The sequence below is a fragment of the Thermanaeromonas sp. C210 genome (assembly GCF_013167955.1).
In the GTDB taxonomy this organism is placed as follows: Bacteria; Bacillota; DSM-521; order Neomoorellales; family Neomoorellaceae; genus UBA12545.
Map to the genome: position 1 here is coordinate 283,569 of NZ_BLWF01000001.1, position 26,768 is coordinate 310,336.

27 protein-coding genes, 4 pseudogenes and 1 CRISPR repeat array are annotated in these 26,768 nt (G+C 54.9%); all 31 genes and pseudogenes read right to left on the reverse strand.

Going from position 1 to position 26,768, the window contains the following annotated elements; translation table 11 throughout:
- Nucleotides 1-726: 726 nt before the first annotated feature.
- Entirely contained in the window at nt 727-1,107 is a 381-nt protein-coding gene (locus TAMC210_RS01330) for an SPOR domain-containing protein (protein ID WP_254388452.1), read from the reverse strand.
- Nucleotides 1,108-1,128: 21 nt separating this feature from the next.
- On the reverse strand, nt 1,129-1,446 hold the full coding sequence (locus tag TAMC210_RS01335; protein WP_173297018.1) for an N-acetylmuramoyl-L-alanine amidase: 318 nt from the start codon (nt 1,444-1,446) through the stop codon (nt 1,129-1,131).
- A 235-nt stretch (nt 1,447-1,681) separates the two neighbouring features.
- Entirely contained in the window at nt 1,682-1,864 is a 183-nt protein-coding gene (locus TAMC210_RS01340) for a YvrJ family protein (RefSeq protein ID WP_254388453.1), read from the reverse strand.
- Between the two features lie 39 nt (nt 1,865-1,903).
- Complete coding sequence (locus TAMC210_RS01345; protein WP_256366471.1) at nt 1,904-2,041, reverse strand: DUF2922 domain-containing protein; 138 nt, start codon at nt 2,039-2,041, stop codon at nt 1,904-1,906.
- A 51-nt stretch (nt 2,042-2,092) separates the two neighbouring features.
- On the reverse strand, nt 2,093-2,626 hold the full coding sequence (locus tag TAMC210_RS01350) for a hypothetical protein (RefSeq protein ID WP_173297020.1): 534 nt from the start codon (nt 2,624-2,626) through the stop codon (nt 2,093-2,095).
- Nucleotides 2,627-2,669: 43 nt separating this feature from the next.
- Nucleotides 2,670-3,615: pseudogene (locus TAMC210_RS13825) on the reverse strand (ADP-ribosylglycohydrolase family protein).
- A gap of 631 nt (nt 3,616-4,246) precedes the next feature.
- A pseudogene (locus TAMC210_RS01360) lies at nt 4,247-4,471 on the reverse strand (transposase domain-containing protein); the annotation flags it as partial.
- Between the two features lie 120 nt (nt 4,472-4,591).
- On the reverse strand, nt 4,592-4,972 hold the full coding sequence (locus TAMC210_RS01365; RefSeq protein WP_173297021.1) for a hypothetical protein: 381 nt from the start codon (nt 4,970-4,972) through the stop codon (nt 4,592-4,594).
- A 59-nt stretch (nt 4,973-5,031) separates the two neighbouring features.
- Nucleotides 5,032-5,655 (reverse strand): hypothetical protein, encoded by a 624-nt coding sequence (locus tag TAMC210_RS01370; RefSeq protein WP_173297022.1) that lies wholly within the window; start codon nt 5,653-5,655, stop codon nt 5,032-5,034.
- 91 nt (nt 5,656-5,746) lie between these two features.
- Complete coding sequence (locus TAMC210_RS01375; RefSeq protein WP_173297023.1) at nt 5,747-6,832, reverse strand: hypothetical protein; 1,086 nt, start codon at nt 6,830-6,832, stop codon at nt 5,747-5,749.
- A 15-nt stretch (nt 6,833-6,847) separates the two neighbouring features.
- Nucleotides 6,848-7,348: a M23 family metallopeptidase gene (locus tag TAMC210_RS13425; RefSeq protein WP_254388455.1), complete on the reverse strand. Its 501-nt coding sequence runs from the start codon at nt 7,346-7,348 to the stop codon at nt 6,848-6,850.
- Between the two features lies 1 nt (nt 7,349).
- Nucleotides 7,350-7,790 (reverse strand): hypothetical protein, encoded by a 441-nt coding sequence (locus TAMC210_RS13430; protein WP_254388456.1) that lies wholly within the window; start codon nt 7,788-7,790, stop codon nt 7,350-7,352.
- A pseudogene (locus TAMC210_RS01385) lies at nt 7,790-9,523 on the reverse strand (VirB4 family type IV secretion system protein). Before TAMC210_RS01385 ends, TAMC210_RS13430 begins: the two are co-directional and overlap by 1 nt.
- Before the next feature lie 333 nt (nt 9,524-9,856).
- Complete coding sequence (tnpC, locus tag TAMC210_RS01390; RefSeq protein WP_173297024.1) at nt 9,857-11,431, reverse strand: IS66 family transposase; 1,575 nt, start codon at nt 11,429-11,431, stop codon at nt 9,857-9,859.
- A gap of 80 nt (nt 11,432-11,511) precedes the next feature.
- Nucleotides 11,512-11,868 (reverse strand): IS66 family insertion sequence element accessory protein TnpB, encoded by a 357-nt coding sequence (gene tnpB / locus TAMC210_RS01395; RefSeq protein ID WP_173297025.1) that lies wholly within the window; start codon nt 11,866-11,868, stop codon nt 11,512-11,514.
- Complete coding sequence (tnpA, locus tag TAMC210_RS01400; RefSeq protein WP_173297026.1) at nt 11,862-12,188, reverse strand: IS66 family insertion sequence element accessory protein TnpA; 327 nt, start codon at nt 12,186-12,188, stop codon at nt 11,862-11,864. The genes tnpB and tnpA overlap by 7 nt, the downstream gene beginning before the upstream one ends.
- Nucleotides 12,189-12,662: 474 nt before the next feature.
- A CRISPR array of direct repeats spans nt 12,663-15,020; the repeat unit is 30 nt; unit sequence GTTTCCAGCCTACCTACGAGGGATTGAAAC.
- Nucleotides 15,021-15,246: 226 nt separating this feature from the next.
- Nucleotides 15,247-15,708 (reverse strand): PD-(D/E)XK nuclease superfamily protein, encoded by a 462-nt coding sequence (locus TAMC210_RS01405; protein ID WP_173297027.1) that lies wholly within the window; start codon nt 15,706-15,708, stop codon nt 15,247-15,249.
- A 15-nt stretch (nt 15,709-15,723) separates the two neighbouring features.
- The gene (locus TAMC210_RS01410; protein WP_173297028.1) at nt 15,724-16,566 is read right to left on the reverse strand and encodes a DNA adenine methylase; all 843 of its coding nucleotides are present in this window, start codon (nt 16,564-16,566) and stop codon (nt 15,724-15,726) included.
- 62 nt (nt 16,567-16,628) lie between these two features.
- Nucleotides 16,629-17,258 carry a hypothetical protein gene (locus TAMC210_RS01415; RefSeq protein ID WP_173297510.1) on the reverse strand — a complete coding sequence of 210 codons (630 nt, stop codon included), beginning with the start codon at nt 17,256-17,258 and terminating at the stop codon, nt 16,629-16,631.
- Complete coding sequence (locus tag TAMC210_RS01420; RefSeq protein ID WP_254388457.1) at nt 17,258-17,554, reverse strand: PrgI family protein; 297 nt, start codon at nt 17,552-17,554, stop codon at nt 17,258-17,260. The genes TAMC210_RS01415 and TAMC210_RS01420 overlap by 1 nt, the downstream gene beginning before the upstream one ends.
- Nucleotides 17,555-17,566: 12 nt before the next feature.
- Nucleotides 17,567-17,851, reverse strand: a pseudogene (locus TAMC210_RS01425) (conjugal transfer protein TrbL family protein); the annotation flags it as partial.
- A 74-nt stretch (nt 17,852-17,925) separates the two neighbouring features.
- Nucleotides 17,926-19,575, reverse strand: coding sequence for an IS1634 family transposase (locus tag TAMC210_RS01430; RefSeq protein ID WP_173297029.1), 1,650 nt, complete (start codon nt 19,573-19,575; stop codon nt 17,926-17,928).
- A 108-nt stretch (nt 19,576-19,683) separates the two neighbouring features.
- Nucleotides 19,684-20,328, reverse strand: a complete 645-nt coding sequence (locus TAMC210_RS01435) for a conjugal transfer protein TrbL family protein (protein ID WP_373996432.1) — start codon at nt 20,326-20,328, stop codon at nt 19,684-19,686.
- Nucleotides 20,329-21,083: 755 nt separating this feature from the next.
- On the reverse strand, nt 21,084-21,434 hold the full coding sequence (locus tag TAMC210_RS01440; RefSeq protein ID WP_173297031.1) for a nucleotidyltransferase domain-containing protein: 351 nt from the start codon (nt 21,432-21,434) through the stop codon (nt 21,084-21,086).
- A gap of 139 nt (nt 21,435-21,573) precedes the next feature.
- Nucleotides 21,574-21,924 carry a DUF3854 domain-containing protein gene (locus TAMC210_RS01445; RefSeq protein ID WP_173297032.1) on the reverse strand — a complete coding sequence of 117 codons (351 nt, stop codon included), beginning with the start codon at nt 21,922-21,924 and terminating at the stop codon, nt 21,574-21,576.
- Nucleotides 21,903-22,085, reverse strand: coding sequence for a hypothetical protein (locus tag TAMC210_RS01450; protein WP_173297033.1), 183 nt, complete (start codon nt 22,083-22,085; stop codon nt 21,903-21,905). The genes TAMC210_RS01445 and TAMC210_RS01450 overlap by 22 nt, the downstream gene beginning before the upstream one ends.
- Before the next feature lie 574 nt (nt 22,086-22,659).
- On the reverse strand, nt 22,660-22,827 hold the full coding sequence (locus TAMC210_RS01455; RefSeq protein WP_173297511.1) for a transcriptional coactivator p15/PC4 family protein: 168 nt from the start codon (nt 22,825-22,827) through the stop codon (nt 22,660-22,662).
- 91 nt (nt 22,828-22,918) lie between these two features.
- A complete protein-coding gene (locus TAMC210_RS01460) occupies nt 22,919-23,326 on the reverse strand; it encodes a HEPN domain-containing protein (RefSeq protein ID WP_173297034.1) in 408 nt (135 codons plus the stop codon).
- Nucleotides 23,289-23,654 carry a nucleotidyltransferase domain-containing protein gene (locus tag TAMC210_RS01465; RefSeq protein ID WP_173297512.1) on the reverse strand — a complete coding sequence of 122 codons (366 nt, stop codon included), beginning with the start codon at nt 23,652-23,654 and terminating at the stop codon, nt 23,289-23,291. Before TAMC210_RS01465 ends, TAMC210_RS01460 begins: the two co-directional genes overlap by 38 nt.
- A 96-nt stretch (nt 23,655-23,750) precedes the next feature.
- Nucleotides 23,751-24,071: a nucleotidyltransferase domain-containing protein gene (locus TAMC210_RS01470; RefSeq protein WP_173297035.1), complete on the reverse strand. Its 321-nt coding sequence runs from the start codon at nt 24,069-24,071 to the stop codon at nt 23,751-23,753.
- Nucleotides 24,072-24,662: 591 nt separating this feature from the next.
- Complete coding sequence (locus TAMC210_RS01475) at nt 24,663-26,768, reverse strand: heavy metal translocating P-type ATPase (RefSeq protein WP_173297036.1); 2,106 nt, start codon at nt 26,766-26,768, stop codon at nt 24,663-24,665.

Consider the following 26,768-nt stretch of genomic DNA (forward strand, 5'->3'; position numbering starts at 1 on the left):
CACAGGTCTCCCTTTACGGCCCTCTATCGACATGGGTACGGGGCACGCCGAGCCGTGCGCTTTGGGGTGTCCGCCGCGGTCATCGGGCGGAATGCTCCGGGTCGTATACTTCTTCCTGGCGCTTTCTGTTGATGACCCTCAGGATGTCGTCGAGGCCCAGCGCTAATATCCGCCTCTCGACCTCTTTCCAGGGGGTCATTTCCGCCTTAACGGATACGTGCACGTTAACCTCGGCATTCGCCCCTGTACCTTAAGCCCGCAAGCCTAATCCCGCGTGCGCCGGGGGTTGGGTCGCAGGATTCGAACGGCCTTCCGCGCCGATATCACATAGAAATCGGTCTCGCGCGCGGCCTCCCTGAACTTCTCCCAATGCCGCCGCACTAGCAACGATCCCAGTTTGGTACGAAAGCTGTAAGCAGTAAGGTTGAACAAAACCTTGGACATCCTGCACCAAAAATAAAGATTGGCCACGTTTACCGTGGTTTACCAGGAATAGCTCCGGGCCGAGAAGGTCTCTAGGAGGACTTATTTAGACACTGCCAGCCATGTAAGGTCTATATTATTCTCTTTTTAGTAAGTAATTCTACGGTTTCCTGGAATGTCCTGCAACCGGAAACCATTTATTGTTTAATAGTTCTGGCAAGGAGCCTATATGTGGTGGCCCAATTATATGGTTTCTACTCGTGTACCCGGTGGATATATTTCTTCCAAAAAACCGCAGGAATTTTACCCCTGCGGTTCTTGAATAAAGACACTATAACCATCATGTTTAAGCTTCTTGGCTAGGGCCTCGGCGTTCGCTTTTTTGGCGAAGGCCCCCACCTCGACCCGCCAGAGGCTGGCGGGGCTGGCGGTGGGCGCGGGCTCCCCGCCAGGACCGCCCTTTCCCCGCACCGCCACTTCCTTATCCTCCAAGACCACGCCTTCCCTCCGGCCGCCGGTTTGCGCCGGTGCCGTTTCCCCGTCTCCGGCGGAGGCGGACGCCTCTGGCCGCAGCCGCTCCATGTCCATAAACCTCCACGGGCAGTCCGTGGCCGCCCCCGGCACTTCTTTGTGGCCGAGGACCCGCTCCGGAGGCACGTCAAACCGGCGGTACAGCTCCCGCACCAGCCCGGTGAGGGCCTGCCACTATTCTTTTGTAGGCGGGCGGTCCATGAGGTTGCCGAGGACGGCAACGCCAGCCGACCTGTAGTTCATCCCCGCGTCCCGGCAGTGGGCGCCGGGTATGTCGAGGCTCCTTCCGGCCACCGCCCTGCCGTCCCGCTCGACTATGTAGTTGTAGCCCACGTCCCGCCAGCCCAGGGAGAGATGGTAGCGCCGCACCTGCTCGGCGTCCTTTTCTTCTGCCCCTGTGTGGTGGACGATGATGTACTGGATTTTCATCTGCTCTAACCTCCGCGATGTTTCTCCCGTGCTGGCGGTCCCACTTCCGGACACGCCGGTCACCCTTCAGCTTCCCGACCCCCGACGTCCGGGCTTTCGTCCCGTCAGCCGCGCCAGGTGAACTAGGTTGCTCCGCGCCTCAAAAGAGAAATTTTTCCCTCAGAGAAACTTTTCCCTCGCAGGGAAAGTTAACGGCGCTAAAATGCCAGCCATTTTCGACTCCGTGAAAAGCTGGCTTGCCGGTCACAAGTTAAGGCCCCGCCTTGCTTTCCTTTTTCGCGGCGGGGCCTATGGCGCACTATTTGCCAGTACCGTTCCCCTCCACCAGCCTGCGGGCTTCCTCGTAGTCCACCCTGCCTTGGCGGGCCACCACCACGGTTAGGACCGTCACTGACTTCTGCAGCTCTTTGATGACTGGCTCCAGCCGCATGAGGACGTAGAAGGCGATGACCATCGGGAAGCCGTAGTTAGCCTGGTCCACCCGCTTACTGTTCACTGTAAAAAGAGGGGGGAAGCCCCCCTAGGATTCGATGAGCTCGGTGATCTCCCTGGTGACTATTCGCGCCCCGGCGACGGCCACCAGGTCCCCGCCGCTGGACGTGAATATGTTTCTGGCGATGACCAGTTCCATAGACGCCATGACGTCCGCCGCACTCAAGTCGCTCCTGGACGCTCCGGCGGGATGAAATGGGCCGCAGATTAGTTCCTGCTAATCCTTTAAGAGCAATTTTGCAGTTATGGTAATCAAGTTGTCCTCCCAACCTTTAGCCGCCAGTTTTCTAATTCTTTCCTTTATCTGGGACGGCGAAATGAATATCCACCCGTTTTTTTGAAAGTAGTCTTGAATTCTTGCTTCGTCATTGGAATAAACATGGCCAGCGGCCAGAGCGTAATTTATCCTGGTAGTGGCGTTTATGAGGCCTTGAGCTAAATAATCTTCCTTCATCTTTCTGGTCACTATCTCTCTGAAGCGAGCATCGGTAAAGAGGCGGTAGCGTTTACCGATATCCCGGTTTTCCCCGGTCACGTCGCAGAAGCGAACTCCAGGAGAATCAAGATAAGATTTGGCCTTGATTAATAAGGGGAGATTTTCCTTGGCCTTGAAGGCGACGAGGTCTATCTCCGGCCTCGGCATGGAAGGCAGGCCAATTAACCTTATTTTCTTCCTTGGAGATGTTGACCTTAACCGATTTCCTGACCCAGTAACCTTCTTCTTCGAAATAATAGGCCACAATATCCTCAAAGGCGTTCATTTTTTCTCCTCGTGGTGTAAGTATTGGTCGTCATTAGTCGTCCTGCCAGACGAGGGCGAATATTTCTTCCGCCAGCTCCTCAATCCGTTCCCGCATGGTGATTTTCTCCCGCCACTCTTCCGGTATGCCGTCCTCGCAGTAGTAGGCGCTGGCGAGCTGGCCGTAGACGGCGCCGGTGGTATCGGCATCCTCGCCCAGGTTTACCGCCAGGAGCGCCCCCTCCCAGAAGGAAGAACTACGATAGAAGGCCCATAGGGCGGCCTCCAAGCAGGCGACCACGTAGCCCGTTCCCCTGATTTCGGGCGGGTTGCGCCTCTTGAAGGAGCTGCGGCCACGGCGGCAACATTTGGCGTCAGGGGGGCCTCCTGCCACAGCCCCGGCTCCGGCTCGTAATGGTCGGACAGGAGCTCTTCTTTCGATGCACCGTTTACGACTCCAACGATCATAGCGGCCAGGTAGCGGCAGGCGTCGAAGGCTTTCACCGCACCGTGAGTGGTGCGGGAGCTTTCCCCGTCCTTGGCGACGGCCTCCCTCGGACTGCGGGCGTAGAAGAGGGCCACCGGCGCCAGCCGCATGAGGGAGCCGTTGCCGGCGGTAAAGGGATCGGTCGAGCCGCAGTAAGGCTCCCGGGTGCGCTCAAAGCGCTCTAAGGCCGCCCGCACCGTGTTGCCGACGTCGAAGCAGTACCCGGTGCTGCTCATATATCCTTCCCGGTACCAGCGCAGGTACCTTCCATCTGGTCAAGGGGGTCGAAGCCCCGGCATTCCACCAGGCTCTCCGCCAGGCACAGGGCCATTGCGGTGTCGTCGGTCCACTGTCCGGGCTTCAGTTTAAAGGGCCCGCCGCCCACCATGTCGCCGATGGGCTCAAAGGACCCGGGCGGCCGGAACTCCAGGGCAGTCCCCAGGGCGTCCCCCACCGCCAGGCCCAGCAGGCTGCCGCAGTAGCGGTGAATCTGGGCCATATAATCCCCTCTCATTTGGTCGATGACTTACCACCAAGGTAACCTCTAAAGAGTTCGGTTTCTATCTTACGACCTATTAAATCGAAACCTTTGCTTTCCGGCGAACTAGCCGCGCGTTTTATCGGGCTTGCTGTTATTTATTTCTATAAACGCGTGACAAATCCCTGCTCCACCGGGCCTAAAGGGCATGCTTCCCTCTCAACCCCCGAACTTCCACTCTTTCTCCAGCCGCCAACGGCCTGTCTGCCGTCAGCCGCCTGCCAGGGCGGACCCGCCTTTCCAGATAAGCCCCCGCCGCACGAAGCGGGAAAAAGGCGTCCCCGCATCCCGGCCGGCGGGTGCCGGAACCACCCCCCGCTCGCTTTTCCGGTCCGGGCTGCCCTTCCCGCCAGAGCCGTGGCGTCGCACGGTAAAGGTGCAGGAAAAAGACGGGAGCGCAACGAATTTCATTTATGCCCCGGCTGGGAAGCCGCAGGAGGGACAGGCGACATATGCCGGGGAAAAAGCACGACCACAAACCCGGGATCTATCCCCGGGGAAGAGACTCCAAAGGGAGGGAAAAATGTGAACAGCTTCCTTTTTATTACACCAGGGAGCTGTTCACAGTGCCGTAAACCCTTGCAGGACCTCAATTTTTCTGGTGGAGCTAATTATTCTTCCGGCAAATGGGTGGCAGAGTTTCCGACCACGGTAGGAGTTGATCCAGGGCTTCTTTATCCTGCGGGTCCAGGTTCGGCAGCCTTTCGAAGAGGTAAGCAAGGTAGTGGAAGGAATTTAACCCGTTTTCCTTGGCCGTCTCTGTGATGCTATAGACAATAGCGCTGGCTTTAGCACCCCGCGGGGTGTTGGCAAATAACCAGTTCTTGCGCCCAGCCCGGGAGCATATGCCGCAGGCCCACTCCCTTATCAACTGGGGCCCTGGCGGCAGTAGCGGCAGTAAAATAAATAAGCGGCCGGAAAGGCTGTACAATTGAGGGACGTACCGCCTTTATTACTTCCTTCTCCAGGGCCATATGCCTTTCTTGGAAGGATTTTTTGCCCGCGGCAATATGGAGCCCAAAAGCCCGGCCAACGGCTCGTCAGCCATTTTAAAGGGTTCAGGTGCATAGGGGAGCTTGTAGGTGGCCGGTACCGCCATTTTCACCCGTCTAAACACGTCTTCCGGCGGGTCTATCAAGGCTATATGGTATGAGCCAATGGACTCCACCATCTCAAAGTCCCTTACCCTCCACCTGGCGGCGCTGGCCACAAGGATGGGGAGGGTGGCCCTCAATGCCTCCCTGTCCCTATTCTTCTCCCAATAGCCCAGGTCGCGCACAACATAGTCATATTGCCCCCGTCTTAAGTCCGGCAGGATACGCTCGAACAGCAAGGTCTTCGGCTTGGGATCAATAACCTCGCTCAGGGGCTCGTCCAGGTTGAAAAGGTAAGCTAAAACTGGTCAAGTGCGAACCTCTGGCTATCCTCCACCAGAGCCACTTTGTAACCTTGCCTGGCAAGGAATGCGCTAATAGCCAAAGCGGTATGGGTACAACCCAAGCCCGGGGCAGCCCCCATTACCGCTATGGTGACTGCCCCTGCCGGTCGCTCTTCGATTATGACCCTCTCTTTTACATGCTCGTCGCCATCCGGCCCCGGCATGACGTGCCACCGGGCAGCCTGGGCGTAGGTAGCAGGAGGACCAACGAGGGCCTTGCCAACGAGAGCCTCCCAATCAGCCTCAATTGGTGCGGCGACTATATCATAAATACCTAGGCCCACCAGCCCGGCCACCGTGGGGTCGCCTGGCTCACGGGCGGGAGCCAAGACGATTATTCTGACATGCGGCCTGGCTATACGGTAGCACCGGGCGGCGGCCACCAGGTCCGGGCCCGGAGCGGCATCTATATCAAGAACCAAGACGTCGGCCGCCACCCTAGCGGCAGACTGGAAGGCATTATGAATACTAAAAGAATCCATAGTCCCGGCCTGATCAAATACCACTTCGCCGTGTCCTATGGCGGCTTTTCTCACCTGCTCCGCCCTGGCCGGGGTAACCAATAGGGCGTAAATCATAAGCGTCCACCTCTTCCCAAGGTTTTTCCACCAATTTCTTATCCTACGTCAAGTACACAGCCACCAAGGAATTCTCCTCACCTATCAGCGGTCAACTCTCGAGCGTTGCCACTAGATCCACCTCTACCACAGGGCTTTTTGCCTTTTCTCCCAAAAACTGGAGTGCCTGGCGTCTCCCCCACGCCGCCGTTCCAGCCGGCCGGACCTCCTGCAGTTGCCAGGGCGTACCCCGCAGGGTTTCACGAAACAAGTCTTCCGGCCTACATTTTATCGGAGCAGACGGGAGGACCCCGAAACGGACCACCAGCCGTGCACCCGGCGCGCAGGCCTTAGCCACATTGGTCCATACCTGCCTTAACCCCTGGACGAAACTGTCGAGCGCGGCGGTAGCTAACTGCCCCTGATAGCCGTACTGGACTTCTGGATTACCGCCGGTGAACCAGTGCCGCAGCCACTGGTCGGGCACATAAGTCCTCATGCCAAAATAGGGAGGCGAAGTCACTACCCAGGTGTAGGGCCCGCCGAGCTCAAGGAGGTCGAACTGCCTGCTGTCGGCCAGGGCCACGCGGCCTTGCGTTGGCGGCGGCAGGCCTTCCAGATAGCAGGGCGCTTTGCGGGCCACTAGGTCCAAGACGCTCACCCTCGGCGGGCTACACAGCCCCTTCTTCCTCCAGAACCGCACAGCATACCCCGGCTTGGGGGCAAAAGTGCGGGGCATCTGGTTGGACAGGTAAGAAGGAGCACCCTTCCTCAAAGGGCCGTGGAGGCGGCCGAGGATGATGAGGCGCAAGAGGCGGCGGGTGTCGCTGTCCTCGCCGTATATGAGGGCCTCTCTCAGTCGGCATACCTCTTCCAGGGTCTCACGGTGGTAGGCCAGTTCCCAGAACTCTCCTTCCGGCACGTCCACAGGAGCAGACCGGGAGCTGAGGATCTGCCCGCAGGCTTTCACCACCTGTTCGGGGGAAGCTCCGGCCAGCACGGCGTCGGAAATGGCTGCCGCTATGGGGCTTACATCCACCCCCGAGGCGGGGAGACCTAAAAGCCTCGCTGCGTACAGGGTCGTCCCCCGCCCGCAGAAAGGGTCCAGGACCCACTCCCCGGGTCGGGCGTTCTTCAGGTGCTCCAAGGGAAAGTCTATGGGAAACATAGTATAGTAAGGGCAGGCCTGGATGAGCACTTCATTCTCCTCCCCTCACTTGAAGTAGTCAGTGGGGTTGACGGGCTGCTGGTGGACTCTGACCTCAAAGTGCAGGTGCGGCCCGGTGGACTTCCCTGTAGACCCGACGTAGCCGATAAGTTCACCGGCCTGGACCACCTGGCCCCTTTTGACTGCAATCCCGGCGAGGTGGGCGTATATTGTCTCCACCCCTCCCTCGTGCTGGAGGAACACCGCCAGGCCGTAGTTGCCTGCTCGCCCGGCGTGGGCAACCACACCGGGGGCAGCAGCCACGACGGGCGTCCCCTGGGGAGCTCCTATGTCCACCCCCGTATGGAAGCCGTCAATGCCCTCCACGAGGTCTATCCGGGGGCCAAAACCTGAAGTAATAACGTAGACACCAGGCACGGGCCACTTGAGGTCCTTCTCTACCGGCACCCATCCCGGCGGCACTTCCGCGCCCACTTCCAGGAGGAAGGACAGGTCCACGGTAAGGATATTCCTTACCTTCTCCTGCTGCGCTTCAGTGAATCCCAAGTCATTTAGGACCTCGCCGAGGTCCCTCAACCTGTAGGTAGGGTAACTCTGTCAGGTGGGCGGGTCCTTGCCCGTGCATACCCGATATGTTCCATTTTGCTCTATGAACACTCCTGGCGAGCTCCCTGGCCCTGGCGGGGGTTGCCTTCCGGAAGTCCGGGTTTAGCCTTGCGGCCTCAATAGCCAAAAGCGGCTGCCATTCGATTTTAACGCCTGGGTCACACGGGGATTTTGTGCTTTCGCTCGCCTCCCTGGCCGCATCAACATAGATTTGCACTTGCGAGGGACTGGCTATGGGCACCCTCTCCCATATAACAATTGGCCCTGCAAAGAGCAGGGCCAGAAGAGCAAGCGGTAGAATTAGTATTATCACCGTCCAAAGGAGCACTCTCTCCGCCTCCAGCAGTAGGGCGCCAGCTATTTTAGCTATTAGTCTAGCCACTACTGGCCACCTCCTGCCAGGTAGGGTATCTCGTACGGCGCAGCCTCAATCCGTACATGCACCCTCTGGGTCCCGGCAACGAGAAGGCCTTCGCCTCGCTTGGCAGTGGCCAGCAAATCCCTCTCGGCTTCGCTCAAGTTCATAAGTTGGGTTATAGCCTCCAGGTCCTTCTCGCCCTGGCCAGGCTCGCCCTGGCCAGGAGGAGCTTATATGTCGGGTTATCGAGGAGGGCCTGGCCGTGGCGCTGCACCTCAGGGGCCAGGAAGTCAATCACGTTCTGGGTTATGACCACCAGACCCCCCATGTATTTGCGGATCCTCTTGCTGGTGTCCCTCAAGAAGGCCAGGGCCTGGGGCGTCTGGGGGTCCACCAAGAGCCAGGCCTCGTCCACCACCAGCAGGGTCCTCTCCTGTCGGTCCCGCTCGATTAAGTCCCAAGCGAAGGAGAGCACATTAAAGTATTGCGCCCTCCTCACTGAGTCGTCGGCGTTTGTCGTGGACGTCTAAGACTATTAAGTCGTTGTCGGCACTGGCCGTAGTAGGCCCGGCCCACAGGGCGGCGTCCGCACCCAGGGCCGCCTTTTTTAACAACACCGCCAGCCTGGAATAAGTCTCGGGCAGCTTCTCTGCCTGTTCAGCTACATAGGTGTGGAGTTCCCTCATGGTGGGCCATTCTTCTGCCGGTATAGAATCAGGGTCCGTCTCCCAAGTAATGCCCGCCCGGCGGTACACTTCCACCAGAGCGTCCTCCAAAGCGGCCTTCTCCAAGTCCACAAGGTCCCGGAGGTAAAGGGAGAAGAAGGTGCGGAGGGTCTGGAGGTGCAGGGCCAGGGGGCCCTGGCCGGACCTCGCGTCCCCTTCTCCATCCTCCTCTAGGGGGACGGGTCTCACCTGGAGGGGGTTAATCCTCCCCTTGCCGCCGGCGCAGTTTATCCAGGTGCCACCTAAGAGGCGGCACATCTCCCGGTACTCGCGCTCGGGTTCGATTATTATCACCTTGGAGCCCTGGGCCAAGTTGCGGAGAGCCAAAAGCTTCACGGCAAAGGATTTACCTGCACCGGGCTTGGCCAGCACCGTCCAATTGGAGTTAGTGCGGTCTCCTCCCCTCTCCCATGTATCCACCAGAACCAAGCCGCCGTCCCTGTCCCTCCCCAGCACTACACCACTGCCGTCGTTAATACCGCTGGCCGTAAAGGGAAAACCGGCCGCCACTGTCTCGGCGGGCATATTTCTCGCCCCGGCTTCTTTGGTATCCTTAGGAAGTATTGCCCAGGGCCCTACGGCCTTAAGGCCTTCTTCCTGGCGGAAGGTGGCGGTCCTGGCCCGCATTCCTGCCGCGGCTAGAGTGGCCTCCACCTGGCGGGTCCTCCGCTCCAGGGTCTCCTGGTCGGGAGCCAGCACTAGGAGCACTACCGTAACGTAGAACACCTGCTGCTGCTCCTGGTCTATCTTCCTCAGCAGCTCTTGGGCGTCCTTTAAGGCCTGCTCCGTTCTTTGCATGACCAGGGCGTTGCCGCCCATCTCAAGCCTAGCTGCATATTCGCCTATGGCCTTGTTTATGCTCAAGATTAACTCGGTAGGGTCAGTGGGTGTTACATGAACCGAGCACACCACGCCTGGTATGGCGGCCACCCGGGCCAGCCAGGCAGGGCCCACCTTGGGGGGATAGTTCGTCACCACCAGGACCCTTGCAAGCTGGTCGCCAAAGGTGACCTGCCTAGCCCCGAACTCCAGTGCCTAAGGGGCCAGGATATCTAGTAAACCGGAAACGCCTGCCGTTTGAGGTTGTGTTTTGGTCTTCATGTAACGGACCCCCTTGTACCTCTGGGGATTACTTAGGACGGTTGATATACCGCATATATGCTATAGTCGGAATATAGATGGTGAATCCTTTACAATGCCGGGAGAGATAAAATAGATGGGCGATGTCCGGCGGCACCTCGAGCAAAACCTGGGTAAGCCCGAGTTCTGCTATGTAAGCGTCAAATACAACCCACCTTGCGGGTTACGGCAGTAAGCATAAAAGAAACCCCTACCTAATCACCTAAGGTAGGGGCTAAAGCAAACCTAATTATTCATCCGGCAAATAGGGGGCAAAGTTTCCGACCACGGCAGGAGTTGTTCCAATGCCTCTTCATCTTGCGGGTCCAGGTTGGGTAGCCTCTCAAAGAGATAAGCAAGGTAGTAGAAGGGATTTAACCCGTTCTCCTTGGCTGTCTCTATAATGCTGTAAACAATAGCGCTGGCTTTAGCACCCCGAGGGGTGTTGGCAAATAACCAGTTCTTGCGCCCAATAACAAAGGGTTTTATAGAACGCTCGCTGCGGTTGTTATCGAGTTCCAAACGCCCGTCTTGTAAAAAGGCGACAAGTTTCTCCCATTGGCTAAGGCAATAGTAAACCGCCTGCCCAAAGGCACTTTTGGGCAGCACCTGCGCTTTCTGCTTCTTAAGCCATGCTAAAAATTCGTCCAGCTCTGGTTTGCTGCGCTCCTGGCGGATTTGATACCGTTCTTCCGGGGTTTTGTCTTTAAGCTCGCTCTCTATGGCAAAGAGCCGGTTGCAGAACTTAAGCCCCTCCCGGGCAGCCACTGCTTTGTTGCGTTTATCTTGCGGCAGGGCTTTTAAGGCTTCGTCGAACTTGCGCCGGGCATGAGCCCAGCAGCCTACCAGGGTGACATCCACAAGCTCATGGTAGCCGGCATAGCCGTCAACGTGTAAATAGCCCTTAAAACCTTTCAGGAACCGGCGGGGGTGTTTGCCGGCCCGGGTGGTCTGGTAGTCGTAGAGGATAATCGGGGGACCGTCCCGCCCGGTACGGTAAAGCCAAAGGAATGATTTGGTGGTAGCTTCCCTTCCCGGTTCATGAAGTACCTGCAACGTGGTCTCATCGGCATGGAGAATGTCTCTTTTAAGAAGGTGTTCATGGAGACGGTCGTAAATAAGGGTTAAGTAGGTGTTAGCTCCATGGAGCACCCAGTTGGCCATGGTCTGCCGGGAAAGGTCTATCCCTAAGCTTTTAAACTGCTGCTCCTGGCGGTAAAGGGGTAATCCTGCCCCGTATTTCTGGGTCATAATGTAGCTAAGAAGCGAGGGAGATACCGGGCTTCCCGGAAGTACAGGAGCAGGCATGGGCGCCGTGATAACAGGAGTGGTTATCTCTTCTTTCTCGCAGCGGCGGCAAGAATAGACGTAGCGCACGTGCTTGACCACTTTCACTTGGGCCGGGATAATTTTGAGCTCCTGCCGCACTTCGGTGCTCATTTCATGTAAAGGGCCACCGCAGCACGGGCAGACCCGCTCCTCTTCCGGCAGGCGGTGCTCTACTACTTCTACCGGCAGCTCTTCCAGGTTCATCTCCCGGCGGCCGCGCGTTTTACGGCGCTGGTAGGTGATGGTCTCCAAATCCGGTTCAACTGCTTCCGGCCGGGCTTCCGCTTCCGCCTCATTAAAAAGCAAAAGCTGCTCTTCTAGTGCGCAAGTCCTCTCGCTGGAAGAACCGAATTGCCGCTTCTTGCTTAAACGGAACTGCTCCATAAACCAGTTTAACTTGGCGGTAAGTTCGGCAACCTGTTGTTCCAATTGAGCACAGTGCTCTCGCAGCTCTTCTATGGTCATGGTAGCTATAGACTTAGCCGTGTCCATGCTTTAATAATTCGACGAATCAGCCCCAATTCCTCTAGAATCAACCATAAGGTAAAAATATTTCTTCCTGAGGCTTTATATTACAAGATGGTGCGCGCTTTTACCTCAGGATGGGCTTTAGGCTGGTTTAAGGGAAGACCATCAAGCAGCCAGCGCAGCTCCCGGCGGCTTATGGTGATGGTAGAAGAAGTATTTCCCACCGGCCATATGAATTTGCCCTTCTCCAGCCGGCGGTAATAAAGCCAAAACCCGTTGTGCTCCCAATGGAGAATCTTCAGTTTGTCCCTCTTACGGTTGCAAAAGACAAAGAGGCAGGAAGAGAAGGGGTCCAGCTCGAAGCCTTCCTTGACCAGCACCGCCAGGCCGTCAATAGATTTACGCAAGTCTGTGGCGCCGCAGGCGAGGTAAACCCGGTCGATACCAACTTCGTTTAGCATAACGCTATCAGCACCCGGACTACCTGGGTGAGCAAGGCCGGGTCAAACCCGGGTCTTACCTCGATGCTGGTCTTGCCTATCCTGACCAGCAAGGAGTTGCCCCCATCCCCAGAAGATGACTCGCTTATTTCTACCGGCAGCCAACGGGTTGGCTTCTCGAGGGAAACTCCGTTTTGGTCTTTATACTTCCGCAGCCAGTACCATAACTGCCTGGGGCTAATGCCCTCATGGGAGGCGCACCATTCTTTAACGCTTTGCCCGCTCGCTTGGTATTCGGCTATCCGGGTTTCCCATAACTTTTGCCGTTCGGCTCTGGTCATAATAAAAAATCCTCCTCAAGCGTATTTTCTGAGAAGGATTATCCCCTGTACTTGGGGTTGGTGCCAAGGTGGGTTGTATTTGACGCTTACTCTGCTATGCCTACACCCTTATGAAGGGACTCAATATCCCTTATTTGCTCCGTAACACACTGTGTGGGAGGCCCTGATATGGTCTAAAGAACACCAATTTAGGACTTGTAGGGACACATTGTCAAGGGTGAAGCAGGTGGAAGCCTTTAAGGAGTGCCAGGGGGTGTTTACCTCTGAGGAATACTCGGAATTCAAAACTTTAAATTCCGGCAGGAAAATTGTCGTCGATGTCTAATAATGCAAAAAGACTGGGGGATCGACGACAAGCTATCAGAAGAAGAAATCCACATCTGAAGCCGGATAAAGGGCTTAAACTTTTTCGTGTGGAAAATAGTACCATCGAGGAGGACGAAATTATTTCGTTAATTTATGCGCCCAAAATGGGTTTCCAGCCTACCTACGAGGGATTGAAACAGGAAAAGGAGGTGGCTTGATGGGGGTTTGCGGAGGTTTCCAGCCTACCTACGAGGGATTGAAACCGGAGCAGGCTCTGGACATAAGCAGACGCCGAAACGGTTTCCAGCCTACCTACGAGGGATTGAAACTTTTTCCTCCTTTTTCCCGCGCCTTGCCCCCGCGCGGGTTTCCAGCCTACCTACGAGGGATTGAAACCTGGGATAAGGCTCCCAGCGGGCTATTTTTTTTTGAGTTTCCAGCCTACCTACGAGGGATTGAAACCGCCTGCTGGAGCAATTTAAGGTAATCCAACGGGCTAAGTTTCCAGCCTACCTACGAGGGATTGAAACCTTATAGCCCTCTCCGGGGCGTTCCCAAATCTGGCTGTTTCCAGCCTACCTACGAGGGATTGAAACGTTGATCGGGGAACATTATGAAGAAGGCGAATGGAAGTTTCCAGCCTACCTACGAGGGATTGAAACAGCGTTAGTGCGGTTATAGATGAATCTCTAATTTTTGTTTCCAGCCTACCTACGAGGGATTGAAACCCCGCCCAGCAGATTTCAGGTTTCAGAACCCAGATTGTTTCCAGCCTACCTACGAGGGATTGAAACCAGATTAATCATTTCGCTCATCTCTTTCCTTGCCAGGTTTCCAGCCTACCTACGAGGGATTGAAACTTAAACTAAAGCATATTTCTATACCACTATCGTCATAGTTTCCAGCCTACCTACGAGGGATTGAAACTGTTTCAAGGCTTGCAGGCATTGCTACTGTCGAAAATCGTTTCCAGCCTACCTACGAGGGATTGAAACCAACCAGCACTGGGTTGCTAAGGTGTGGCCCAGTGGGTTTCCAGCCTACCTACGAGGGATTGAAACCCTGTAACCCGATACGTATACCGGGAAGGGCTAGTAGTTTCCAGCCTACCTACGAGGGATTGAAACATTGGGCCGGATTAAAGGCTCCGGCGGGCCGTATTTGGGGGTTTCCAGCCTACCTACGAGGGATTGAAACTCGTACCGAGGAACAAGTTCATACCAGAGATATAAGTTTCCAGCCTACCTACGAGGGATTGAAACCTAATACAGCAAGTGCGTTTTCATCGCCTAGTTCCGTTTCCAGCCTACCTACGAGGGATTGAAACTATAATTCTTCATAAGCACCCGCACGACGGGTGCCGTTTCCAGCCTACCTACGAGGGATTGAAACCATTAAAAAAGCTTTCAAGAAAGCATTAAGAAAAGCGTTTCCAGCCTACCTACGAGGGATTGAAACGCTCCTACTCTTCAAACATATCCAGGATCAAGTTTAGGTTTCCAGCCTACCTACGAGGGATTGAAACAACTTTATTTTAGACAAACTTACGCCAGAACAACGTGTTTCCAGCCTACCTACGAGGGATTGAAACGCTGATCGGGGAGCATTATGAAGAAGGCGAATGGAAAGTTTCCAGCCTACCTACGAGGGATTGAAACACCACCGGAGGCAATACGCCACCAGGATTTTTGGCAGGTTTCCAGCCTACCTACGAGGGATTGAAACGCGGGAAAGTGGCCATGATTGACACCGAACGTGGAAGCGTTTCCAGCCTACCTACGAGGGATTGAAACATTTCAATGCTTTGGATTTGAGCTTTTACCATACTAGTTTCCAGCCTACCTACGAGGGATTGAAACCGTATCAAGGCATTGCTGGCATTGCTACTGTTGAAGTTTCCAGCCTACCTACGAGGGATTGAAACGCCCTAGCATTTCTGCATGTACCAATGTACATAGATGTTTCCAGCCTACCTACGAGGGATTGAAACTACACCTTCGTCCCCTATGGGGGTAAAAACCCCATAGGGTTTCCAGCCTACCTACGAGGGATTGAAACGCAGCCTCCGCCGCCCGGCGCTCGGCCTCCGCCAGCGCGTTTCCAGCCTACCTACGAGGGATTGAAACTCTAAAGCCCCTTTAACGATGACCTCGTAATATTTTGTTTCCAGCCTACCTACGAGGGATTGAAACGTCGTGGCACCTTGGGGGAACTGGAGGAAGGCACAGGTTTCCAGCCTACCTACGAGGGATTGAAACCCCTTGCGGTTGAGCAGTACCTCCAATCTAGCCCCATCCGTTTCCAGCCTACCTACGAGGGATTGAAACTCAAAAGGAACTATGAACGTGGGTTGTGGAACAAGCGTTTCCAGCCTACCTACGAGGGATTGAAACTACAGCCTGCCCAACTCGTATCCTCCTCCTTGTCGCGTTTCCAGCCTACCTACGAGGGATTGAAACCCGCAGCCAGAATAATCCCCTGTCAAGGGAAAAACCTGTTTCCAGCCTACCTACGAGGGATTGAAACTCATAACAGCCTGGCTCAAGTCGGAGAAGTGCCTGGACCTTCAGCCCCATGAGGGGCCGCAGTAAAACACCTTGGAGGCTCTGACATGTCGAAGAAGACCAAACCCCCGAAAACAGGCTTCCAGCCCAGCCAGGCGAAAGCCCTCAGGGAGTGTTCAGGGATATTTTCTCCTGGCGAATATCCAGAATTTAAGGACCAGGAGAGCATCGAAGCCGGGGTAAGAAGCTTACGACGGGAAGTAGATAAAAGGCTGGCTCAGTGGTTGAAAGAAAGATAGTAACACCCTCTGTCTCAGAAGTAGGTGGGGATCCTCAATTCTATCTTTTTCTGGGTCCTGCTCATCAGATGATAAGAAACTAACCTCTATGCCGCGGCCGCTCAATATAAGCTTAGTCTTCATGTCTTCTCTTATGCCGCCTCCGGCAAAAACAATTATTGTAGGTATAGGGCAGGCCAGGCAATCTTCCAGGGCATAACTCAACTTTTGATATGCGGTCCCCGAACTCTCCTGAAGCTTGGCTTCTATGCCCATGTACCTGCCGCCGTGACGTAACACAATATCCAGTACCCGTGGCGTACCTACAAACCTGTAGCCCACAGGTTTTTCCTTCAAAACCTCAATGTCCTCGCCCCAAGAGTTTATATACCTAATGATGGCATCCCGAAAACGAGCATCTCTAGGTGGCATTAACGTCAGCCGTCCTCACCGGTAATTTCTAATAACTAGTTCTGTTATTGGTCCTCTCCGGTCAGGCCTGCAGTTTATGGCCCTCCTGGCGTAGACCACCCGGATATCGTATCCCGAATAAAGCTCACGTATGAAGGGCGTATCCGAATTGCTCAGCATCACCAGACAGCCACTTCTGTCCAGTTCCCGGAATACGACCGCCAATCTCTTCTGGTCCTCCGGCCCGAAAGCGTCCGGAGTGTAGCCCGTAAAGTTGGCCGTATCGGATAAGGGGTAATAGGGAGGGTCGAAATATACAAAGGCACCAGGCCGGGCGAACTCCAGCACGCGGCTAAAGTCGCCGCAGATTATCTGGGCATGTTTCAAAGCCTCGGCTACCGCCCGGAGGTTGGGCTCGTCTACAATCTTGGGATTCTTATATCTCCCAAAGGGCACGTTATGCTTACCCTGGCTGTTTACCCTCCACAGCCCATTATAAGCCGTCTTGTTGAGATAAAGGAACCGGGAGGCCCTCTCCACGGGCGAAAGCTCCTCGGGATCTAAGGCGCGGACGGAGTAGTAATATTCCCGCGTGTTCTTGTGCTTTCTGAGGTCCCTTAGCAGTTCCTCCAGGTTGTCTCGCACCACCAGGTAAAAGTTGATAAGCTCCTCGTTGCTATCGATAAGGATAGCCTGGTGGGGCAGCAGGTGGAAAAATACCGCCCCGCCCCCCACGAAGGGTTCTATGTAAAGGTTATATTCCTTCTTAGGAAACAGTGGCTCAAGTTGAGGTATAAGTTGAGCCTTACCCCCTGCCCACTTTACAGGAGGCTTGGGCCTTAGTGCGTGAGGCGATAATGAAGAAGATTGATCTAACACCGGTTATCACCTCCCGGGTTAGCCTCTAGCAGAATATTCGCTTCCAGGAGACAAATTCCTTCTTACACCGCTCCCAACAGGGGTGGCAGGTACGGCCCCGCCAGTGCAGGGGGCCGCTCGAAGGCCGCCTGGGCCGGGTGCAAAAAGACAAAGAGCAAATCCATGATCTCCTGCTCCTCGCATATAGTCACCTTGAGTCCTGCCCGCTCAAGATTAGAAGCCAGCTCGTGCGCCCTCTGTAGTACTTCCTCCCTTTCCTTCCCAGGAAGGAGGAGGTAGTACCTTCTCTCTAGTGCCTCCCCGGTGGAAACTAAGGCACTGACGTAATGAATATATTCCTGGAGGAGCTTTCTCCTGATAAAGCTGGTAGTCTCCCTGGCTTTTTCCTGTAATTCCCTTAAGTAAGCGTCCAGGTCCACCGGCCTGCCAAGGGACACAATCTGGAAGGGCTCCTTAAGCCCGTTTATGGCCTCGAAGACGGCGGTGATGATGCGCTTCTTCTCCGTCTCGCTCTTCAGGGAAAGGTTGAAAGGTTCCACTCTTAGAATTGCTGCAACCTGAGCGTCCTTCCTCACCAGGACTCCCCCTGCAATATCTTTAAAGGGCAGCCATTCCTGGACGGCCTTCCTGGCCTCTTCCTGGGTTGCCTGTTTCTTCTTGGTGGCCTCCTTTTTGCCTGGAAATTTGAGCATCACAGTATCACTCTCCCCTGGTGACGTAGAAGTATCGTTTCTGGCTGCTCTTCCACCCTCGCCAAAGTTTGATTAAGCCGTCCAAGCTCTGGCCGTCCGGCCCCGGCCTGGTGACGAAGTAGGCCAGGAGGAATAATGAAGAAGACTGCCCGGAAAAAAGACTCGGTAAAAAGGCCTGCTAGAAAGTAAAGCGGGAGCCCCAATATAGCTCCTCCCACCACGCTCACGAGCTCGAACCAGCCGAAGCCGGGGAAGAACTTAAACCTCGCCTTAACATTCCTGGGTATAAGGTACACCCTTATCGCCCCCTAAACCCTCGTGAACATCCTCCGCATAATGTACCAGGTGCCCGCGGTCTGTACCGTATGTCCCATAGCAGAACCCAGGCCGGAGTGGTAGGCGAACTGGCGCAGGACCGCCGGGGTCTTGAAGGCCACCCAGAGCCAGCCGATCAGAAGAAAGGGCTTCAAAATATCTACGCCGAAGGTTATGGTCATCACCGTGGCCAGGAACCCCTTGATTAGAAAGACTTGCACGGCCTGGGAGGCTGAGAGCACCACGAGTTCCCTCCACCATACCGCCGCCACTCCCTCCTGACTTTATCAGATGAGAATCTAGAAGTCGCATAAAATCTAGGAAGATAGAAACCAAGGCGTGCATTTTGCCACTACGCCTGGCCCTGCCAGCGAGAAGCAAACTCTTCTACACGAGTGATATTGGCAGGGGGAGCGATTCGCATCAGGCGCAGGATCTTTTTGCTTAACTCTGTACCCTTGGTCTTAATAAAGAAGGTTTCTCCTTCGATTTCCACCTCGGCAAAGTTGAGGGAGTTTAACGCTTCCCGGATCTCTACCGGCGAGGCGTTTTCTCCAGCTTGCCGGAGCTTGGATTCCAGGGTGCGTTCGAGAAGAAAGGCCAGGAAACAGATTACAAAGTGCCCCTTAATCCGCCTTTCGGTCCAATGGAAAACCGGTCGTACTTCCAGGGTGCTTTTCATGACGCGGAAGGATTCTTCAATCCGCCACAGGTTGTGGTAAGCATCCAGAATGTCTTTGGCGCTCATCTCTTTCTCGTTGGTCTGGATGCCGTAGTAGCCGTCAAATTGTTGGTCCCAGTTAATTGCTTCTTCGTCCAGCACCCAGGTGCCGGTACAATCTACTTCTTTGAGGTATTTCTTGCCGCCGCGTTTATTGCTGGCCCGGATTTTAGCCTTGCTTTCTAAAAGGCTTTGGGCCTTCTCGATTAACCTTTCCCGGTCGGACCGGTCTTTCTCCGCCCGCCGGCTGGAGTAGGTGACGATCAGTTTTTCGGGTAATTGGTATTTTTCTCCTTCAGCGGTGAACTCGTTTATGTATTCGATAACCTTGTAGCGAAGGACTTCTCCTTCTTCGTCGTCCTTGATCTCCTGATAGCCGTCTTCGTCCAGGATCATATCGGTAATCTCTTTCTTCATCTTCTTAATGCGGGCGGCAAAAATGTAGCTGTAGTTACGTTCTACTATGCGCTTTAAATTGAGCTTGCTGTTAATCCCCCGGTCCGCCACGATAATTACCCGGCGCAGGCCAAAACGTTTTTCCAGCTTTTCTAAGGCTGCTTCCAGGGTTTTACCGTCAAAGGTATTGCCGGGGAAAAGCTCATAGCCTATGGGCCGACCTTCGCAATCAATAAGTAAACCCAGTACCACCTGGACTTCGTTGTACTTGCCGTCTTTACTGAAGCCAAAATCTCGTAAAGTATCGGCTTTGACGCTGGCAAAGGAAAAGGTCGTTACGTCGTAAAATACCACATCTACTTTCATGTTGAAAAGGTGGCGGTTCTTCCGGAACATCTCTTCTTCCAGCAATTCTTTGTGCTCACTGAGTAAATCCAGGGAGCGATAGAGGTGGTTCAAAGCCACGTCGGGCAAACTGGCATAACGTTGCTGGTGGTTGTAGGTGCCCAGTTTGCTCCTGGGCTCAAGGAGGTGCTGGACGACCATCAGAAAACTCGCGTCACTTAAGCTGAATTGGACCTTGTGTTTGGCACTAATCTCTTTCAGCAGTTCGGGTAGTTCAAATTGGTTCCAGATCTTCCGGTAGACCACATAACCCCAGTTCTTGATCTGCGCCTCAGAGAAGTTCGCTAAACTGGTCACCTCCCTGGCCTTGGACAATTCTAAAAGGCGCTTTCCCAATCTTTGAAAGCTGGGGTTGTTTTCAATCTCATCCAGGCGGCCGAGATTTAAAAGGACCTTGTGTTTGACAACACCGTTTTCCCGGTAAGACCGAACCAACTGAACGTACTGGTGGTCCCTAGATTTAGTTATCTTGATGAACATGTTTTTATGATACCACTATTTACACCTATTGTCTAGCTATATAACCATTATTACCGCTAATGTTGCCACTACACTTTTCGCTTTCTGACCGGCTTTGAGCCCGCAAACCTAGATTTTATGCGGGTCCCTGTTTCCAAAACGAGTTGTAACTGATAAAGTCAGGAGAAAGACTTGCACGGCCTGGGAGGCTGAGAGCACCACGAGTTCCCTCCACCATACCGCCGCCACTCCCTCGTCGGCGCGGGTCAGGCCCACGGCCATGACCGTGCCGACAGCCGCCAAGAGGGCCACCTCCACCGAGCGTATACCCATCTGGATAAGGTTCAAAGCCCAGATAAGGATGGCGATCAGGGAGGTAATTATTGTCAGGAAAGGCGCCGTGGCAGTAAAAGTTATGATGGTATCCAGGGGCGACGATGGCTGCCCTACAGAACCCAGGTGGGCCACACTATCGGCCAGGGCGGGGCCCCAGAGATAAACGTTTTTCACCGTCCAGGGCCCGGCCCCTATGGCCGCCGCGGCAAAGGCGGTACGCTTTAGAAGACCTCCGGGGTCGGCCCCGGGGTCGCCGCCGAGATAGAGCACATAGGAGCGCGTAGCCTCTACACCCACCTTCAGGGCCAAGAGGTTCCCGGCCAAGGCCTGGACCAGCCTTATGGCGTTCTGCACGTAAACCGAATCGAGGATCGGCGTGGCCAGGGCCATCTCGTTCCCGGCGAACTGGGCAAAGGTGGTAAGGGCATTTTCAAAAATCGGACAGGAATTTGTTTATAGCTTAAATTATTGTTTATAGCTTAAATTATAAGGTTGGTTATTACCTACACTGGTTTTCCCCCTCCCTCATTAAGGGGGCAGGCCCGGAAGAGCCGGGCCTGCCGTAGAAGGATATTCCCAACGGATTATTGGAAGTAGGAGAGGAAAGCCTTGGTGATGCCCACGGCGCTTTCCCCGATGGCACCTTTTGCGTCTGTGTCTTTCCAGCTCCCTTTCCGCCAGGAGTAAGGCCGGGGCCTCGGCCCTGGTGCGTTCCCGCTCCAATGCCCGCCAGGCAGCCTTCCAGACGGTGTGGGCTACCCTCACCTGCCCATAGCGGGCCTGCCCGGGCTCAATCTCTTCCTCGCGTTGCAGGTGGTACATTCTGTTAACCGCACTTGGGTACTTTCTCCCTTGGAAGGCCCATTCGGCCTCATCCCAGGTTTGCCATGCCTTTTCTATTTTGGTCCGGGCGAACAGCTTCTTAAACGCGGTGTCGCTCATGGGATAATAATCTGGCGTATCCCCGCTTTTTGCGGGAAGGGCCTACCTTGGCTTGAAAGCGAGCGACTAAACCCGAGCGGCTGCCAAACTTCACGAAGTCGAAAGCGGAGGCGGACCCGAGACCACGGACGGCCGAGGCCGGCAACTGAGACAGGAGGTCGAATTTGCCGGGAAGTCCGCCGGAGCTTGAGACTGAGTGATAGATAGTTTGGCCCGCAAGGGTTTCTGGAGCGAGCGAAAGCCCAGTAGGCCTAGCCTCGAAAGTGGGGATACGCCAGGATAATAATCCCTTCCCGGCTTATACTCTGATAAAGGGGCCCGGACCGGAATAGAGGAGACTCAAACTTCTCAAGGTCGTATATAAGGGGTATCAGTACTACATCCTTATCAAGGCTAATCTCAAAGGCTTCGTTTAGAATGACCTCGCGTATTTTTGCGTCGAGCTTCTCAGTAACCACAAGAACATCAATATCAGAATCCGACTCGTAGTCACCCCTCGCCTGGGACCCGAAGAGGATTACCGACTTAATAGGGAGGTTCTTTTTCCTCAAGGTTTCTACGTATAATCTAGCTATGTCTATTGCTTTCTGGTTGGGTGACATGGGATCACCTCCCATTCAATATGGTTTCAGCGGTTTCCAGGTCGTATTCGGCCTGTTTTAACCATTCTCCTGCCTCCGGGTGCATACAGCTTTTTCCATCTTCCAAATACATAATACCATTTAGTGTCAGGAACATCAATTAAATAACCCTTATATCCAATCCGGCCACCAGGGCGTCATCTATCCCTTTTTCCTCTTTCGACCTGGCTCTCCATATTGCTTCCCGGACCGTTATGCCCAGTTTCTTCAATTCTGCCACCAGCATTCTCTTGCCCCTGGCCACTTCTTTATTCGTTTCCTGGTCCCTGTCGTAGGCGATTACCACTTCTCTTGCTGCCGGTTCGACCACCACCGGGACCACGGGTTTCCAGGAAGTGGCGCCCTGGGCGCCTACGACCACCGCGCCGAGGTAAGCCGCGGCAATATCCGCCTTTAATTGCCCTTCCGTAATCCAAACCCGCCCGTCTTTTACTTCCCTTGGCCTAGCCACATGGGCGGGAGTGCCGCAGGATTATCACTCGGTTTCCCGTAGCCCGCCCGGGCGTTGATAAAGGTCCGCGCCGATTTCTTCGGCAGATCACCACTTTGAAGCATGGCTAGCAAACTATTCACTGCCTGCTTGACTTTGTTTTCCTCAAGTTTTACAGCCATCCGTACCGCCTCCTTATCTTTTTGGCCTTTCGGCCTTTGGCCTTCCGGCCTTGGCTGCCGAATACAGCCGCCCGGCCGGGCGGCAAGGGCGGCCCGCAGGGCCGGGCCGAGGAATAGCGGACCGGGCGCCAGCCCGGGAGCATATGCCGCAGGCCCCTGCCCTTGCCGGACCGGGCCCGAGCGGTAGTAAAATAAGGAGGCAGCCGGAAGGCCTGGAGGCTTAAAATCAAGGCAGCAGGTGCGCCTAAAACGCGCTCCTGCTGCCTACTGCTGTCGCTTCCATACTAAGGCCGCCGCTACGTAAGCCCGTTCGGACGTAAACGTTGCGGCGGCCCCTTAACCTCTATTCTCCTTTCCCAAATACGTTTTATTTTTCTACTCTTCCGCCTGTAGGAATACCTATAGCAGGAATTCCTTGGCCTTCGGTCCTAGGAATTCCTGTATCAGAATTCCTTTCCTTGTCATATTTTGGACGCTTAAAGGGGTCTAAAGGGAAGAGGATAGAATTTATTTAAAAGAATAGCCGGTGGCGCTGTTACCACCGGCCATGAGAAAAAGAAGCTTGCTGTTTTTTTTATTTACCGCCCACTTCTTCCAGGGCTTTTACCACTTCCGGCAAGAGCTCGCGCTTAAAGGCCACGCCTTTTCGCGAGGGCTTCCATTCCTGCTTCGTGGCATCATAGTAGTACACCCGGATATCGACATACTCGACACCCTTAAAGATACCGACCTGGACCCTCAGCTGTTCGCTCCCGCTCTTTAAACCCCCTTTGCTGTGTTTTTAAAACAAAAAACCGGTGGCAGAGGTGCCACCGGCCCTAACTTATAACTCCTCAGTTAGTTGTTTCTCTTAATTTAACAAAATCCCTCACCCGTTTAGCAATATCCAAGGCCTTCTTTGCATCGTCTTGGTTGGGTAGGCCTTCAGGTAGGCTTCCCACAGGGGCAGTCGGGTACCGGGTCGGAATGTAGTACATATCCAGTATCAGAGCCTCTTCTTTGAGTTCTTCAATTTCGGCGCCTGCCTGCTGGCATAGACTTAAGAGGCCAGGGAGCTTATGTATCCTAGGTGGGCTTATTCTATGTTTTACGAGGAATGCTTTCAGATACTTCTCGGCGGCCTGGTGAGAGTGAAAACAGGCCAAATTGTATAGCCCTGCTTTAATAAGTTCTTCAGCAGCCTTTAAATCGTCATCAGCATAGTTAAGCCAGGCCATGTATTCCTGCTGCCCCGCTGTCATAAAGCACAACCCCCTTTTTGACCACCTCTTCCTTCAAGAACAGATTGCCGTCTTCCATCATCTGCCTGAATTCCTCCGGCGTATATACAAGAAAATCTACTCCTACCTGTGGCTTGGTCAGCCTGGCCAGGAACAATAGCCTGTCCATAAATCGCATGTCTGTTTTCATGACTACCACCAGGTCAAGGTCGCTATATTCCTTCGCCCTGCCTCCTGCGAGAGAACCAAAAAGAATAATTTTCTCGGGGCGGCAGTTTTTAATTATAATGCCACTTATCCGTTCCAGCTCTTCTTGTAGATATTGGCTACTACCCCCGCCTAAATCTATAGCCAAGGAAATCGCTCCTTTCTCTCCCTATCTCGAAAAGTACTTTTGGAAACAGCCGGTAATACTCTCACACTACCGGCCGGGAGGCAACAATGCTTATAAAATGACCTTGCCTTTATCAATTATTTCATCATGCAAGAACTCGCCATTGCAAGCTTTTAGGTATTGCTCCACCGAATACGGCCTTGGAGAAATATCTAGATCTACCTCCTCGGCTATCTTCTTCAGAAACACTGCCTCCTCAATACGGTCTTTGCCCAGGTCCGGACTTATAATGGCCACATCAATGTCGCTATCCTCTCGAGCTTGGCCTCTAGCATAGGAACCAAAGAGAATGGCCCGGTAAACCCGGATATTGTTCTTCCGCAGTAGATTTATATACTCACGTATAGTTATTTCAACTTGCTTGCCAGCCATCCGACCACCCTTTCGGTTTGTTCAACAATCTCCCTCGTATAATTCTCTGTATATTTTTCAGCCAGTTTTGCTTTATCTTAAGCCTCGAGAAGACCAGTAAGCTTGCCCAATACTACAAGGTCGTGCTTGCGCGGTCGAACTCTCCCAGATCTCTTGAAATACATCACCTCAAAAAGCTTTTTCTAAGGCTTGTTGACCACAGGAACACAGGCCACAAATAGCGTTTGCCCTCAAGATTATATTTGGCCGTGTCCAGGTCTTCATATGCGATTTCCATCCGGGCGTCGGGGATAGAAAAGGATATACAGTATTTTCCATCTCTTCTATGTTTATAGTACCATACGGTATTGGGAAAAACAATCTATGCAACCCTGAATCTCTTCCCAAGAGGCGAACCTCTTAATTCGGAGGCCTCTTATTTCTGCGTTATAGGGCCACGCCGGCATATAGACCTGGTTAACTGCTTCTTGTAACCCAAGCGCCTCGCATTTTTCTTAAGCCATAATAGGCAATATGCGCACTGTATTCAAGTAAACACCTCGCTCTATTTCGCCTTTTACTGAACTTAGTTTGGTAGAATGAGGAAACGTTTTAGGGGCGGGTTCCATACCGTAGGGTCCTGGTGGCGTTAAAAATGGCTACCAAAGTCACACCCACATCGGCAAAGACCGCTTCCCAGATCGTCGCCACCCCGAAAGCCCCAAGGACCAGGAAGAAGGCCTTCACCCCCAGGGCCAGGACCACGTTTTGGCGTACGATCCGGCCCGTGTACCTGGCTATCTCCACCGCGGTGGCCAGCCGGGAGGGTTTATCCTCCATGAGGACCACATCGGCTGCTTCAATGGCGGCGTCGCTCCCCAATCCCCCCATGGCCACCCCCACGTCAGCCCTGGTAATGACCGGGGCGTCGTTGATTCCATCGCCGACAACGGCTAACTTCTGCTTGCGGCGCTCGGCGAGACCCGCTGCCAGTTCCTCCACCTTAGCCACTTTGTCTTCCGGCAGGAGTTCAGCGAAGTAGGCGTCCAGCCCGAGGCTCTCGGCCACCCGCCGGGCTACCGACTCCTCGTCCCCGGTAAGCATGACCGTCTGCTGGACCCCTAGCTCCTTCAGGCGGGCGATGGCTTCCTTGGCGTCCGGCTTCAGTTCGTCGGAAATAATGATGTATCCGGCGAAGGTGCCGTCCACGGCCACGTACACGCCGGTGCCCTCGAGGTCGCAGACATCGTGGGCAATGCCCTCACGGTGCATCAGGCGGTCGTTTCCCGCCAGCACCCTTTTCCCACCCACCACGGCACTGATGCCGTGGCCGGCGATTTCTTGGTATTCACCCACCGCGTCCGCCGGAATCTCCCGGCCATAGGCTTCCCGGATGGACCGGGCGATGGGGTGGGTGGAGAAGGCCTCGGCGTGGGCGGCCAGGGACAGAAGTTCCTCTGCGGAAAAACCGTTGTAGGGCACAACCCGCGTCACCCGGAAAACGCCCCGGGTCAGTGTGCCAGTCTTGTCAAAGACCACCGTGTGGAGACCCGCTAGGGCGTCCAAAAAGTTCGCCCCCTTGATCAGGATACCCCGGCGGGATGCTCCGCCGATGCCGCCGAAGTAACCCAGGGGAACGGAGATCACCAGGGCGCAGGGGCAGGAAATGACCAGCAGCACCAGAGCACGGTAGATCCATTCGGAAAATGTGGCTCCGGGGATGACCAGGGGAGGTACCACGGCCACGGCCAGCGCGCCGAAGACCACCGCCGGAGTATAGTAGCGGGAAAAGGCGGTGATAAACTGTTCCGTAGGGGCCTTCCGGCCGGCGGCGTTTTCCACCAGTTCCAGGATGCGGGCCACTGAAGACTTGGCGTAGGGCTTCGTCACCCGAACCGTCAAGAGGCCCTGGGTGTTAACCATCCCGGCCAGGACCTTTTCGCCGGCTTCCACCTTGCGGGGTACGGATTCCCCCGTCAGGGCCGAGGTGTCTACAAAGGAGGTCCCCTCCAGCACCTCGCCGTCCAGGGGTACCCTCTCTCCGGGCTTGACAACGATGATTTGACCCACCGCCACTTCCTCCGGCCGGACCTGCTTGGTTTCCCCGTTCAGCTTCAGGTTGGCGTAATCCGGCCTAATATCCAGGAGGGCGGTAATGGCGCGGCGAGAACGGTTCACCGCCCGTTCCTGGAAATATTCCCCAACAGCGTAGAAGAGCATCACTGCCGCGGCTTCGGGCAACTGGTGGATGGCGATGGCGCCGACGGTGGCCACACTCATCAGGAAGTTCTCGTCGAAGACCTGCCCCCGAACCAGGTTCCGGAAGGCGGTCTGGATGACCGGTCCCCCGACCAGGAGGTAGGCGGCCAGCAACACGGCGTATTCAGCCCAGGCGTAGGGGGTGCGGTGGAGCTGCTGGTTGAAGAGGAAACCCACTCCCCAAAGAAGCCCTGCGGCCACGATCAGGTAGAGGGCCTTCTTTCCCTCTCCTTCCTCTTCTGCGGCCGCCGGCCTTCGCTCGCCCTGCTCCACGAGCCGCACGCCGGGTTCCACCCGGCTAATGGCCTCCTGGGCCGCTGCCGCCAGTTCCGGGGGCAGTTCCACGCTCTGGTCGGCAAAGTTCACGGTTACCCCTTCCAATCCCTTGATTTTACGTAATTCTTGCTCAATCTTGGCGGCGCAACTGGCGCACTCCAATCCGGCCAGGGTGTAACGCAT

Bases quoted from the DNA above. Each gene is read 5' to 3' on its own strand.
- TAMC210_RS01430 (WP_173297029.1), bottom strand. From the start codon at position 19,575: ATGTTCATCAAGATAACTAAATCTAGGGACCACCAGTACGTTCAGTTG.
- tnpC (WP_173297024.1), bottom strand. From the start codon at position 11,431: ATGGACACGGCTAAGTCTATAGCTACCATGACCATAGAAGAGCTGCGA.
- TAMC210_RS01405 (WP_173297027.1), bottom strand. From the start codon at position 15,708: ATGCCACCTAGAGATGCTCGTTTTCGGGATGCCATCATTAGGTATATA.
- TAMC210_RS01470 (WP_173297035.1), bottom strand. From the start codon at position 24,071: ATGGCTGGCAAGCAAGTTGAAATAACTATACGTGAGTATATAAATCTA.
- TAMC210_RS01370 (WP_173297022.1), bottom strand. From the start codon at position 5,655: ATGATTTACGCCCTATTGGTTACCCCGGCCAGGGCGGAGCAGGTGAGA.
- TAMC210_RS01415 (WP_173297510.1), bottom strand. From the start codon at position 17,258: ATGCTCAAATTTCCAGGCAAAAAGGAGGCCACCAAGAAGAAACAGGCA.
- tnpA (WP_173297026.1), bottom strand. From the start codon at position 12,188: ATGACCAGAGCCGAACGGCAAAAGTTATGGGAAACCCGGATAGCCGAA.
- TAMC210_RS01440 (WP_173297031.1), bottom strand. From the start codon at position 21,434: ATGTCACCCAACCAGAAAGCAATAGACATAGCTAGATTATACGTAGAA.
- tnpB (WP_173297025.1), bottom strand. From the start codon at position 11,868: ATGCTAAACGAAGTTGGTATCGACCGGGTTTACCTCGCCTGCGGCGCC.
- TAMC210_RS01475 (WP_173297036.1), bottom strand. From the start codon at position 26,768: ATGCGTTACACCCTGGCCGGATTGGAGTGCGCCAGTTGCGCCGCCAAG.
- TAMC210_RS01450 (WP_173297033.1), bottom strand. From the start codon at position 22,085: ATGGCTGTAAAACTTGAGGAAAACAAAGTCAAGCAGGCAGTGAATAGT.
- TAMC210_RS01460 (WP_173297034.1), bottom strand. From the start codon at position 23,326: ATGACAGCGGGGCAGCAGGAATACATGGCCTGGCTTAACTATGCTGAT.